The 12,758-nt window shown below is 57.4% G+C and carries 11 protein-coding genes and 2 pseudogenes; 7 read left to right on the top strand and 6 right to left on the bottom strand.

The window, feature by feature from the left end:
• Positions 1–533: 533 nt before the first annotated feature.
• The 3 genes from AA309_RS13255 to AA309_RS13245 all read left to right on the top strand — a co-directional run bounded on the left by AA309_RS13255 (position 534) and on the right by AA309_RS13245 (position 2,645).
• The gene (locus AA309_RS13255) at positions 534–770 is read left to right on the top strand and encodes a hypothetical protein (protein WP_047189469.1); all 237 of its coding nucleotides are present in this window, start codon (positions 534–536) and stop codon (positions 768–770) included.
• A gap of 585 nt (positions 771–1,355) precedes the next feature.
• Positions 1,356–1,595 (top strand): hypothetical protein, encoded by a 240-nt coding sequence (locus tag AA309_RS13250; RefSeq protein ID WP_047189468.1) that lies wholly within the window; start codon positions 1,356–1,358, stop codon positions 1,593–1,595.
• 129 nt (positions 1,596–1,724) lie between these two features.
• On the top strand, positions 1,725–2,645 hold the full coding sequence (locus AA309_RS13245) for a nucleotidyltransferase family protein (RefSeq protein ID WP_052954696.1): 921 nt from the start codon (positions 1,725–1,727) through the stop codon (positions 2,643–2,645).
• A gap of 59 nt (positions 2,646–2,704) precedes the next feature.
• Here the strand turns inward: AA309_RS13245 and AA309_RS35200 are convergent, their stop codons facing one another.
• Positions 2,705–2,899: a hypothetical protein gene (locus AA309_RS35200; protein ID WP_160310460.1), complete on the bottom strand. Its 195-nt coding sequence runs from the start codon at positions 2,897–2,899 to the stop codon at positions 2,705–2,707.
• Positions 2,900–3,005: 106 nt separating this feature from the next.
• Between AA309_RS35200 and AA309_RS13235 the strand changes: the two genes are divergently transcribed.
• Positions 3,006–4,211, top strand: coding sequence for a PqqD family peptide modification chaperone (locus AA309_RS13235; RefSeq protein WP_047189466.1), 1,206 nt, complete (start codon positions 3,006–3,008; stop codon positions 4,209–4,211).
• A gap of 103 nt (positions 4,212–4,314) precedes the next feature.
• On the opposite strand, the gene AA309_RS33085 is transcribed toward AA309_RS13235, so the two are convergent.
• Positions 4,315–5,261, bottom strand: a protein-coding gene (locus AA309_RS33085; protein ID WP_150117540.1) for an IS630 family transposase whose coding sequence is annotated in 2 segments (ribosomal slippage) — positions 4,315–4,920 and positions 4,923–5,261 — 945 coding nt in all. Because the reading frame shifts where the segments join, the coding sequence is not laid out codon by codon here.
• A 566-nt stretch (positions 5,262–5,827) separates the two neighbouring features.
• On the opposite strand from AA309_RS33085, the gene AA309_RS37690 reads away from it, so the two are divergent.
• Positions 5,828–6,274: a transposase gene (locus tag AA309_RS37690; RefSeq protein ID WP_160310459.1), complete on the top strand. Its 447-nt coding sequence runs from the start codon at positions 5,828–5,830 to the stop codon at positions 6,272–6,274.
• Positions 6,275–6,297: 23 nt separating this feature from the next.
• Here the strand turns inward: AA309_RS37690 and AA309_RS13215 are convergent, their stop codons facing one another.
• Positions 6,298–7,440: an acyltransferase family protein gene (locus AA309_RS13215; RefSeq protein WP_084731208.1), complete on the bottom strand. Its 1,143-nt coding sequence runs from the start codon at positions 7,438–7,440 to the stop codon at positions 6,298–6,300.
• Between the two features lie 489 nt (positions 7,441–7,929).
• Between AA309_RS13215 and AA309_RS13210 the strand changes: the two are divergent.
• Positions 7,930–8,208: pseudogene (locus AA309_RS13210) on the top strand (transposase); the annotation flags it as partial.
• Between the two features lie 107 nt (positions 8,209–8,315).
• Here AA309_RS13210 and AA309_RS31990 read toward each other — a convergent pair.
• From AA309_RS31990 to AA309_RS13195, 3 genes are all read right to left on the bottom strand, one after another.
• Complete coding sequence (locus AA309_RS31990; protein WP_160310458.1) at positions 8,316–10,190, bottom strand: hypothetical protein; 1,875 nt, start codon at positions 10,188–10,190, stop codon at positions 8,316–8,318.
• Positions 10,191–10,307: 117 nt separating this feature from the next.
• A complete protein-coding gene (locus AA309_RS13200) occupies positions 10,308–10,697 on the bottom strand; it encodes a GtrA family protein (RefSeq protein WP_047189615.1) in 390 nt (129 codons plus the stop codon).
• A 69-nt stretch (positions 10,698–10,766) separates the two neighbouring features.
• Positions 10,767–12,260, bottom strand: a complete 1,494-nt coding sequence (locus tag AA309_RS13195; RefSeq protein ID WP_047189462.1) for an NAD(P)/FAD-dependent oxidoreductase — start codon at positions 12,258–12,260, stop codon at positions 10,767–10,769.
• Between the two features lie 229 nt (positions 12,261–12,489).
• Between AA309_RS13195 and AA309_RS13190 the strand changes: the two are divergent.
• A pseudogene (locus AA309_RS13190) lies at positions 12,490–12,747 on the top strand (transposase); the annotation flags it as partial.
• Between the last annotated feature and the right edge of the window lie 11 nt (positions 12,748–12,758).

Genomic DNA, 12,758 nt, shown 5'->3' with positions numbered 1-12,758 from the left:
ATGATCACTAGAAGTACATTCTCGGCGTCCTGTGGCCCCAATATCTGCCTCCACCCACGATCTTTACTGTTCTGAGTGTGGTCTGCTGAGCTGCCGACTTTCATCGCTGTGATCCGCCCTTAAGGACGGTCGATCGTACTGTTTCGTGAGCGCATCAAAATCGTCCCAAAGGGATATGGATCGGCGCATAAGGGGACAGGCGCAATTCCGATAAGCGCGGTTTTGAGAGGTTTATGCGAATAGCCAGCGCAGCAGGATTAGAATTCCAGCCCACAATATTAGGTTCAGGAGAAAGGCAAAGACCCACTCCTGCATAGGCACCTCCTAGCGGTGGCAATCGGCGCTCCCATCCCTTTGCTGACCCGACAGAGACAGTATGATTGCGACAAAGCTGATTGTGGAGCGCGATTTGAAGGTTTCGCAGCGTACTACTGACCGCTTTACGGGGGGTAGCTGCAAATATTCAGTATAACTGATTCCAGCGGAGGACTCTGCACATCCGCGAGGTCTTTAATCTACTTTGCGCGACGCGCATGGCCGAGGCCGCCAAACTGAAGGGCAGAAGAGATGCTGATTTCTGGGACGACGTGAACCGTACAGAGAAGATGGGAGAGCACTTCGTTGAAAGATTAGGGATCAATGTCTTTGTGCGAGAGCACGAGATTAAGAACTGGCAGGAAGATCCGCGCGGCATGCACAAGGTCATAAAAGTCTCGCCGCTTTCGGGGTCTACCCAGTACAGCCTTGGATCATTCTACCTGTCGGAGTAAGCGAACGAGGCCGCCGATATGTCCGCGACGGCCCCGCCGAAGATCAGAATCCTGCCTTCGAGAGGATTTGAGCGGTGCTCCTCCAGCTTGCGATCAGAGGCTGTCCCAGAGTTGAGTAGAGAAGACCTATAGCTGCTATGAAAAGCGCTGCTCGAAGTGCAAAGGATAAGAGCCGTTCGACAGTGGCGACTTCAATCTCACCGCGTCGGATGAGCGATACGCGGTACCGCACAGACTTCCAGAACTGCATCTGCCCCAACGAGGATCTTCTTGTCCCCGCTCCCCAAACTAAAGCTACAGGTTCAAGGGCGAAGGTCAAACCATCTCTGCCATCAGGTGGCGCTTTTCTTTACTGACCCTTGGCCGTCGCAAGGAAATGGGCGCGCCAGTACATCTGCGGTCGGCTTCGCCCTAGATCACCTGACCCGATCTGGCGGGAGGCAAGCAATAATCAGGAGGTCGAGAACCTCGGTAGTTTGACTACGTGAACATCCTTCGTCTCTAACGGCTTGAGATCGCTGGCTAGGATCACCTCGCGCTGTACCGGATCTACCTAAGCAGGACATCCGGCGCTTTTACAGCCTCATGAGCGAGCGGGATCTGTTCGGAACGGTGCGCCAAGTGCACAACTGGGGCTGGATCGGCACTAACGGGCAGGAGAAGGTTAAGATCTCCGCCGGCGAACTCGAAGCTGGCCGCAAGCCCGGAAGGCGATCAAGCCTGGTGCTGGCGAGGGTGCCGGGATCTGTGAGGCTGAATTGTGCGCTGAGCAAAAGCTTGTGTGACGCTCGTAATGGCAAAGCACACATCCCGATGCAGTTTTAGATTAAAGAAGTACTGGACCGGACACACTTCCTAGTCTCATACTGACGCTTAAGCCAGTGAAAGAGCAGAATGCTGATTGGTCATCGAGCAGAAAGGCAACAATCCAGCCTGGAGGCTTTGGCCGCCTGTATGCGAGGCGACGCGCCAAGCGCGCCGAACTGGGACAATATCATCCGCGAGGCCAATAAGCATCTCGTTGGACCGGCTCTCCATGGGGCCTTGGCCGAGAGCAAGAGACCTGTCGCGATTCCAGATGATGCCGGAGCTTATCTGCGACTGCAGTACGATCTTAATTGCGAGCGGAACGCCCGGCTGAAGACGCAATGCCTCGAAGCTGTTGCTACCTTGAACGAGGCCGGGATTGAGCCGATCCTCCTTAAAGGGACTGCCATCCTCTGGACTGCCCCGGAGGATGCTTTGGGGCTGCGCATGATCTCCGATCTCGACCTCCTTGTCCCTCCGGAGCAACTGCCCCAGGCGATGGAGGCTCTTCTCAGCCTAGGCTACAAGGCTAACTTCAAAGCTGGCGACCATGCCCATGCCAAGCTCTACCGTATTCGCGACGTGGGAACCGTCGATCTGCATCATCGCCCTCCTGGACCGGCTCACCTCTACCAGGGGCATCCGACTTCCGCCGCTGAGATCGTGGACGTTGCGGGCCATCGAGCAAGGATCCCGCCCGTCACGGATCGCATGATCCACCTCATTGCCCATGACATGATCAATGACCGGCATTTCCTGCGCGGTTCGATCGATCTAAGGCATCTCCTTGACCTCCGGGACTTGATCAAAACCGGGGCGGTCGACTGGGATGCGCTTCATTCGAGGTTTCGGCTCCGAGTGCTGCCTTGGGCCTTCAAGCTGTGCCTCATCAATCTAAGTGAGCTCCTCCGTGTCGATATCCAGGATGCCGCTGCGGGTGGGTTCCTTCCGCGCGTGCTCTATGGCCGTCAGATCTTCTTGGAGCGCAATTCCTGGTTCAGGCGAATAGAGCCAGTCTGGACGATCTTTCGGCTATACCGACGCCTTCAAGGAAAGATCAGTCCCTGATCTCAGCCTACCTCATTTGAGCTAAGACGCCTTTGTTCAGCTTTCGGCCATTGCGTGTGTCATAATTTTTTAGTCGGCGTTTCATTGCCGTCACTCAAACCGGCTCGCGAGGAGTACATGGTGGAAGATCCAGATCGCTCACCCAACACAAATTTACCAGTTGAGGATGAATCGAGGCGCAGCTTCTTGAAGAAGGCGGGCCGTTTCGCCGCGCTCACTCCTCCCGCCGTGACCTTGCTGCTTTCAACCAGCATGGACTCGGATGCGATTGCCGGTTCCGGTGGCAAACTGTTCCCGGGCGGCGGCGCAACCGGAGGAGTCTTCCCTGGTGGCGGTCGGGGCGGAAAGCGGTTTGACTAAGTGGATCTGCGGCCTCATCGGGGTATCGCCCTAACTGCCCTTGACAATCGTGGCGTGCTCTTCTCGGAGCCCAACCAGCAGCTGTATCTCCTTGATGGGCTGGCTGCAGCCGTTTGGCATGATCTCTGGGTCGAGGGGGTATCACGCGATGCTGTTGTCATGCGGCTCTCCGCGAGGACCGGCTGTTCGCGCGAGCAGATTGAGAGCTATGTCGCAGCCTGCCTCGAGCAGTGGGAGGCCGCAGGTTTCATCAGACCGCCGGAGCCTCCGGAACTCCGAGCTTGGACACGGAGCCCATCTGCACCGTCTCCTGAAGTGGACGCCAGCGCGACGGAGTCTTTCCGTCTCGCTGGCGCTCGGATTTGCGTGTCCTACCCCGATGCGAATATAGCCGGCGCGGTTCGGGACGTGTTCGGGCATCTCCGCGCCTTCGACGACGCGCCGGTAGATTTCACATTCGTGATTTCCCGTGCCTCGGAAGGTTACCGGCTTCTCGGGCCCAATGGGGCAGACCGGCTACTGCCAGACCCTGCGGCAGTCATCGTCTGGCTTAAGATCGAACTCTTGGAGAGTCTTCTGATCCAGCAGCCGGATAGTTTTGCAATCCATGCGGCAGCCCTGCGGAGCGCTGCGGGTGTCGTGTTGCTAACTGGATCCTCCGGGAGCGGCAAGAGCACCCTCGCGGCGGTCCTCAACGCCCGTGGATGGCCATTGGTTGCCGATGATGTCGTGCTGATTCGAAACGGGTGCTCAGCCGTCTCCGGGCTCCCTCTCGCCTACGCGGCCAAGCCTGGGAGCTGGCCCATTCTCCAAAAGTTTTTTCCGGGCATGGAAGAGCTTCAGGTTCATCTCAGGCCCGACGGGCGAACCGTGAAGTACGTACCTCCTCGAACGGTGGTTCATCCAGAGGAGGTTCCGGTCACGGCCATCGTGTTTCCACGCTACGAGCCATCCATGTCTTTCGAGATCCGTCCCTTCGATCGAGTCGAGGCCTTGGTCCGCCTCCTGGAAGAAGCCCGCAATGCGCGCCACCACCTCTCCATCGAGGGATTCCTCACACTGAGCGCCATGGTCGGCAGGTCCTCCGTACTCGAACTCAGCTATGACAATGCTTCGGAGGCTGCAGATATGTTGATCGACAGCCCTGCCACACTCCAACTTAGATCCCGCGCGCCTTCAGCGCGGCTTGGGTCTCCACCAGCGTGATGCCGGACTTCGCGGCGACCAGGCTGCGGAGCAGATCCGTATGCGGTTCCAGCACCGGGCGACGATGCTCACCAATCCGCTCTGGCGCTAGAGCGGGTTCGATTTAGGTGAACTCGTATCCGCAGTTGCTGAAATAGTTCTGGCATTCGTCCGCCGGGAAGCTGTCGAGCAGTTCGCCAATGGTGGTCCAGAGTGCCGCCTTGGTGCGAGCAGCAGCCTTGCGTAGCAGCGCCTTGAGCTTGGCAAACACCTGCTCGATCGGGTTCAGGTCGGGCGAGTACGGCGGCAAGTACAACAGGCTCGCTCCCGCGGCCTGGATCATCTCTCGGATGCCCGCCACCTTGTGAGCCGCAAGGTTGTCGAGCACCACTACATCACCGGGTGACAACTCCGGGATCAGCACCTGCTCGACATAGGCGCGAAACACCTCACCGGTCATCGGCCCATCCAGCACCATCGGGGCGATCAGCCCACTGGCGCGCAAGCCGGCCACGAAGGTGGTGATCTTCCAGTGACCCCATGGGGTGGCATCCACCAGCCGCTCGCCTCTGGGGCAGCGCCCGTACCGGCGCACCATGTTGGTGGATGTGCCGGTCTCGTCCAGGAAAACAAAGCGGGCCGGATCCATAAAGCCCTGCCACACCCGCCAGTGCCGTCGCTCGCGCGCTACGTCCGCGCGATCCTGCTCGGCGGCTCTCAGGCTCTTTTTTTGTGCGTCAGGCCGGCTCGTCTGAGCCAGCGGCTGATGGTGGAGGTCGCCCCGACCATGATGCCGTGCCGGTGCAGCTCGGCCTGGATCTCCTTCAGTGAGATGTCGGCTTTGGCATCCAGGAGAGCGCGTACGAGCGCCTCGTGCGGCGCGAGGATGGGACGACGGTGACCACCAAAGCGGGCCGGCGCCGGACTGCCACTCTGGCGAAAGCGCCGCATCAGTTTGACCGCCGCAGAGGGGCTGACCTCAAAGCGCAGGGCCGCCTGGCGGATGGACGATCCACCTTCCACCGCACGCACGATCCGCTCACGCAAGTCTCGGGACAGAGGAGCTGGCATGGGACGCCTTCCGGCCGATCACAACCAGCCCTATGGAATCAGCTATCCCGATTCCACGCAATCGCTGCACGCTCTAGAGAAGAGCCCGTCTGGCGCACCCGCTGCATCAGCTTCATGGCGGGCGATGGGCCGACCTCGTAACGCGCGGTGGGCCTGGCGGATTGAGCTGCCATTGGCAACAGCCCGGACAATACGCCGACGAAAATCCTGCGATCGCGGTGCGGTCGTGGTGAGCCTCGCTGCTCACGCCCCAAGCACCACGGAATCAGACAGGTCGATTCCGTTCACGCCAAATTCGCTCTAAGCCACAATCCTTCTGAGCGTTACAGGGCGAACCTCGGGTCCCCTGTCTGGTGTCAAGAGTTAAATTCAACCCCATGCACAGTAACGGCAGTGACATTTTGTTATAAGCGACTGCCCTGATCCGAGGGCGAATGGTCATGGCTACTAACACCTTCAATGTGACTGCAGTAGCCCACTAAAAAATTCGATGAGATGCAGGAGAGGACTAGCGATCTACCTAACCGTGCGGGTACATGATCTTGGTAGCCACAAGGATTTCTCACATGACGACCTTGCCCAAACCCAATCCCTTGGATGATCATGCCCCCACCGGCACTCGCCTGACGGCTGCCACTGGCACCAGGCACCCTGCTCTTCAGGAGGTGCTGATCCGCCAAGTTCAGGCCACCATGCCAGCCTCACCGTGGGGAAACCCAAGTGTCGATGCGGACCTGAGGGCAGGTCCAATTCGCCACTCCACGAACATTCAACCCCGGAACTCGCATCGGGGGTCGACCAATGCCCGTGGCGCCACCTCCGTCATCCAGCCAAAAGCGGATCGCGTGCGCCTGATCGCGTGTGACTTTGCGATATACAACTGGCGTCATCTAGTAGAGAACTTCTTCTGTGACCCGATGCAGTTTCGCCGCATCGCTACACGCTACGATAAGACCGATCCGAGCTTATTAGCTATGATCTACCTCGCTGCCAGCCTCACGGCTCTCAAATGAATGTCGACACGCCCGAACCCGTCTCAGTTGTATTGCCACCTTTGCCCTACACGAAGTAGCGGGGATTCTATGAACTTCCACGAGAGCCATGCAACACATATTGAGACAAGCGCGGCAGCAATTGTCACTCCAAATTCGGCTAAGGTCCCTATATCAGGTCTCCGATTGAGTATTAATCCGTGCATGATTCCGGCAATCGGCTGATGGACTAAGTAAAGGCCATATGAAATGGAGCCAAGGAAACGCCATCCAGTGGAACGGAATGGCCTTAGTAGCTCCGAGCCCTGAACAGCTAGTAAAACATAGGACGCAAATAGTGCGGCTACTAGGAGTGGGGCGATCACATGAAACAAACTGCTGTCGGTTAGATGCATGTGGATGCTCGCGAGAAGTGTGCCGAGCGTTGCAACAAGTGGAATGAGCCGCAGGACCATTTGGCTCACTATGAGGCGCTGGTGAACGTAGGCCGTGAGAACTCCGCACAGCAAAATATCACAGCGGCTCAGTAGGAGAACCTGCCCTCCAATTTCTCCCCAATCTGCATAATAGATTGTGGCGCGAACCCCAAATCCTGTGGCAATCCCCCCCAAAATGAATGGAAGTATGTAGTGAGATGGAAAAGCCAAGAATAACAGCGGCACTAAGAGATAGAACTGTTCCTCAACAGCTAAAGTCCAGGTTGGCAGGAGCCAGTGCGTCCCGTAATCACCGATTACTACCATAAAAATGTTTTGTGTAAACGTGAAGTACGACAGTGTAGGCAGAGGATCTTCTATCCATGGCACGGAACCAAGGAAATTTAGGCATATCAAAGCTAGGCTTATTGTTAATAAATAAATTGGAATAACTCTAAAGCCGCGGCGAACATAAAATACTTGAATGAAATTCGAACTATTTCTTCTCTCGAAGATAATTGAACCTATCAAAAACCCCGATAAAACAAAGAAAAGATTTACCCCCATCCAGCCCATGGTAAAGCCGGGAAGTCCATGCTTAACCTCTCCAAAATAGTGGGCGATGAGCACGACTCCGGCAGCGAATCCACGCATTCCATCGAGTTCAGCTATGCGAGAGCCGCCTGAGATTTGCTTGAGATAGCACTCTTGAGTGCTGGGGCGAAAAGATACTGGAGCGCCCAGAGTAGAATCAGGCGCCGCATCTAACATTTTTGATCCTTAACCCAGTCATACTGCCTTGCTGCCATCAAGTTTAGTTCATAATTTCGACAGAAGCTCAATTTTTAAGAGCTTCTTGCATGACTTATAGTATTATACTGGTCTAATGAAAGTAAGCAAAATTTCAGTTATATAGATTATACTGAATTTTCGTCAAAGTTACTAAATTTTTATTTTGCATAATACATATTAGCTGCTCGAAGCACCAAGATAGATTTGCAGCGTTGAAAAGCATACTGATCCGAAGCATCTCCGTACAGCCAATTTATAGAACTATGTCGGAGCAACTCATAAGTACCAGGATGCGGGCGCCGCGCTGCTCCTGCCCGCGCAATCGCTGCCTTTCCCGTTGTAAAGGTCTGCAAGGGTTCGAACGCGGGCGGGCCTTCCGGGACCGAGCGTTAGGCACGCGCCGCTAGGCTCAGGACCTATTAATTTGGCTTGAAGTGTGATTCAGGGCTTCCCATTGAAGAGGCCTGGATAGGTGATTTGTTTCTTCTGAGCGAGTGGCAGATGGCGCGGATCTTACCGTACTTCCCGTTGGCCCATGGCGTGCCACGGGAGGACGACCGGCGGGTAGTCAGGGGGATCGTGTATGTCATCCACAATGGCTTGCAGTGGAAGGATGCCCCGAAAGGGTACGGGCCTCACAAGACGCTCTACAACCGCTTCGTGCGCTGGAGCCAACTGGGCGTGTTCGACCGCATCTTCGCCGTGCTTGCCAGCGAGGGGCCTAGGCCCGAGCGGATCATGATCGATTAAGCGAGAAGCAATCTCAGGCACAGTAGGATCACCGAGCGATCGAGATGACGGCCTGTGAACGTTACACACCTCCCGGGCTTGCCGGAAGGGTAGGCCGAACTCGATTATCGAAGAGTTTGCGACGGTTCCCGACTGGAGCAGCCGATGACAGCGTAGCGGTCTATCCGCTTCCATCTGCGCTCTTCCGCATCGATGGTGAAGTTAGCCACCGGGGCGTGCCAGATCTTCACCTCAGGGCTTCCGGCAATAGAAGGGGCATCGTCGAGGGGAGCAATAATCCATGCCGGCGCATCCGCACCCCGGCAGAACAAAGCGAGCGCGCTTGGGGACAGGTCGATAATGCGCGTAGGTATCTTGGATGAAAATGGCGCCCGCAAGATCGGGTCCGCTAGCCCGAGTTCAATGATTCGCCGCGCGCGTTGGTCCCATTCGAAGGACAGTGAGCGGGAGAAGACCGTGCCGGCCCCCTGCATCGTGGCGAGCCAGTTGGGACGTCCCGTCAGGGCCCATGTGCCGTACCCGCCCTTCAGCCAGAGCACCTCACCCGGGCGTTCGGCGAGTATCGCCGTCAATTCCGGATCCTGTCTACCGCTGTCAATGACGCTTCGCCACGCGGAGCGATGGTCCCACAGGGCGGCTGCGGCCACGAGGAGAGTCGCCGATGCGACAACCTCCATGGGGCGTGTCCATACACTGGCTCTGCTCCTGATTACAGCCACCAACGTAATCGCTAGGGGGAGACACTTGGTGGCCAAGATTGCGTTCAGAGCGAGGTGGGCACCATCCGGTATCCCTTCGACCTTTTCAAAAAAGCCGTAAGCCTCGCAGCCGACCCTTATGCATGCTACGAGCACAAACAGACACCAAGCCAGCAGCACTATCCGCAGTCTAATCCGAGCCGCATACCGGTCGGGCAATAGATGCAACGTCAGCGCCATCATCGAAGCGATCGCGGCGAGCGTGAGATCATCAGAGACTACCCAGCCCAGGGCTAAGCACGCGAGCGCCACGCGGGAGAGTGCACTTCCTGACCATAACTCAACAGCGCAGATGGCAAGGGATGCGGCAGAGAGCGCACCAAGCAGCCACAGGGATCGCCAAGGCTGGATCTGCACAATTAACAGTGACGGTACGAGGTCTGCAGCGACCAACGTCACAGCCACTCCGGCCAACCCTGTGACCAACACTGCCAAAAGAAGCTGGCTGACCTGATCCCGGCTTGAATATGCAGCAATTATTAGCGTGGCCGTTTGGATAGTAATTGTTCCCCAGGCATCCAGCGGCCATTTGGTCGGAAACAGGTAAGGGCTGCGGGCCTCCAGGATATCGCGCCAAGCCGGGTCAATGATTGTGAAGAGGCGACCCGCAATTGGCAGATTAAGTATGCCCGCCACTACCAAACTGCCGACCATCACCATGACGAGACCAAGCCAGCGTCTGTTGTGGGCGCACAGGAGGAGCAGGATCACGGCCAGTCCGGGCAAGGCCATAACAGGATGGATGACAACCGCAGCCACGAGGAACACGAGCGCGAGCGCCGTCCGGTCGCCAAGCCACAGTGCGAGAGCAGCCAGGACACTGGCCTCTGCTAGCGGACGAGGAATGGCGAGGGCCTCCCGATATTGGAATGTATCAAGGCTGCCGTATTGGGAAGGTAGGACCGCTACAAAGACCAGGATCAGTGCTGTCAGGCTACTGTGTGCCAGTTGCCGGGCGAGGGCCATCATCGCGATCAACCACAAGGTGAGCCCCAGCAGGCTTAGTATCACTCCTGCGACTGAGGGGCCGAGAGCCAAAACTACATATCTGAGCAGAGTCGGGAACAGGCTCAGGCCGAATTGTCCGTCATGGACAAACATCAAATCGCTTCCGACGCCGGCCGGGTCCAGGTCCGCCAGCGCCCGGCCTATGTAAAGTTGTGCATCGTGCACTATGCCCATGTAGGCCCGGGTGATGGTCCACAGGAAAACGACGGCCATGGCGGCCGCAGCCAAGCGCGCTGGGTCGCTCGCGCGCAGGTGCGTTCCTTCAGGAGAGGACTTGACAACTTGGTCTGCCGCGGGCGGATAAATAGGTGGAGGGGGGGGGCGTGGGCATCACCTGGTTGATGAGAAGAGAAGCGTCCGTCGCATGGCAAAGTTGAACAGGAAAACGACACTCGTCGTCGGCAACTTGGCGAGGACGTATGTCACATCGAGATAAGTCACAATCCCCCATAGCAGAGCTTGGTTGAGCCCTAGGCCCAGCACGCCGATTGCAGCGAAGGCAGCAAATTCGAGAAACGGTCGGTCCAGGCGGCGTCGCTTGAACACAAACACAACGCTTAGAGCATACGCCGCAATGAGGCCGGCACTAAAGCCAACGGCAGCCGATGCCATGTAGTGGAGACCCATCAGTTCTGTGAGAACAATCAGCAGACTGTAGTCAACCGCTAGGGCGGCGGCACTACCCAAGCTGTAACGGGCTAGATCGAGAACGATCTGCATGCTGGCCACCGCGCACCCCGACGAGGCCGTAGGCGCGAGGGCCTGGGTCAAGACCTTGGTAGCCATGTCTTAGGCCGCCTTCTGAGGCACTAGACGTTCGCTGCGGAGGGCCTCCTGCATTCCGGATACGCCTGCCTCACCGTAGTCTGCATCCTCGTTTACTTGCCACACATCGTAGAGCGTCTGGCCGGACAGTATATTGAGACTGGTCAGCAAGCCCGTCATCATGGCGTGGTCTTGGTTATTATATTTGTGCATGCCGTTGCGGCCCACGAGGTGGAGAGTGGGATAGTGTGCAGCCAACTCGCGCCGGATTGCATCGACATGATCAGCGTACGTATCATCATAAACAGGATACGCCTTCGGCTGGCGCACGACGCAAGCGTCCTGCACGTCCTCCGGCCGCATCAGACCCACCTTGCCAATCTCCCTCTTCGCCAAGGTCACGAGGTCCTCATCCGCCGCATCCCACAGGCCGTCACCCTCGAAGCAGAAGTACTCTAGGCCAAGGCAGATAGAGACCCCATCAGGGATCATCTCCGGCGACCAAGAGCGGAAGTTCTGCACTCGCCCAACCTGCACGGACGGATCATGGATGTAGATCCAGTTGTCCGGCAGTTCATGGCTGGAGCGGCCGATGAGTACAACGGTGAGGAAGTCACGGTATCTCAACTGCTGCGCGTGCGAGGCCCATGCGGGCGTGGGATGAATGGCGCCTCCGAGATCGCGGATGGGAGCGGACGAGATCACGTTTCTGGCCGTGTACACCTCTCGCGTGCCGTCTCCTTGGACGACATGGACGGTCCACAGACGCGTGCCAGGGTCCCACTCAAGCCCGTTGACTTTGCGATCCATCAGCACGTAACCACCCAGATCCTGAACTTTTCTGGCGGCAGCCTCCCACATCATGCCCGGCCCGCGGCGAGGGTAACGAAAGGATTCGATCAGGGTCTTGGCCAAAGGCTCCTTTGCCTTGCGGCGGCCGAAGGAGCGCAGGAGGGCGTCCTTGATAGCCGCGGCCAAGTCGAGACCCTTGATGCGTTGGGCAGCCCAGTCGGACGAGATCTCATCACAGGACATGCCCCACACCTTCTCGGTATAGGTTTTGAAGAAGATTGAGAAGAGGCGCTCGCCGAATTGGTTGCGCACCCATTCGTGAAATGTGCGCGGCTGCTTAATCGGAAAGGTGCGGGCGAAGCCGTACGACAGAATGCAAGCTGCGCTCTCCAACAGGCCCAAGTTGCGAAGGGCTTCGAAAGCCCGTAGCGGATAGCTGTAGAAATTGCCACGGTAGAAAATGCGTGAGGCGCGCGGACGCTCGATAAAGTCGTCCGGTAAAATCTCATTCCAGAGGTCCACAATCTCCTTCGACTTGGAGAAGAACCGATGGCCGCCTATGTCGAATAAAAAGCCTTTGTAGTTTACTGTGCGGCTAATGCCGCCGACGTAGGTTGGATCCTGCTCCAGCACCAAGACTTGGTGCTGGTGTTTGGCCAGATTGTAAGCCGCGGTGAGCCCCGCGGGACCAGCACCAATCACAAGTGTCTCAACAAAATGCCTCACGCAAGCTGCCCCAACTGGTTGTTTCGCAGATCAATCCTATGACTCTTTTCCGCGACGAGCGTAGCTCTACGAAGGGGTACGCCTACTGTCGGATGGGCTACTCCTAAGTATGGTCTCGAGCACATACTTGACCGTTGGCCTATGGCCATGAGGTGGTCCTGACCGTCAAACTGGTCCATGTCGAGGACAACTTTTTCGGGCATTTTGATCCTTGAGGAGGGTCAGTGCCATGAAGAAGACGCGCTACACGGAAGAGCCGATCGCCTTTGCTCTGCGGCAGGCCGAGAGCGGCACGCCGGTGGCCGAGGTGATCCGCAAGATGGGCATCACCGAGCCAACCTTTTACAGATGGAAGAAGCAGTTCGCTGGCATGGGCGTGGCCGAGATCCGCCGCCTCAAGCAGCTCGAGGACGAGAATGCCCGTCTCAAGAAGCTCGTGGCGGATCTCACCCTCGACAAGACCATGCTGCAGGATGTGCTCAAGAGAAGTTTCTATCC

It is taken from the genome of Microvirga vignae (genome assembly GCF_001017175.1).
In the GTDB taxonomy this organism is placed as follows: Bacteria; Pseudomonadota; Alphaproteobacteria; order Rhizobiales; family Beijerinckiaceae; genus Microvirga; species Microvirga vignae.
The sequence above is the reverse complement of the archived record's forward strand: the minus strand, read 5'-3'. Positions and strand labels throughout refer to the sequence as shown.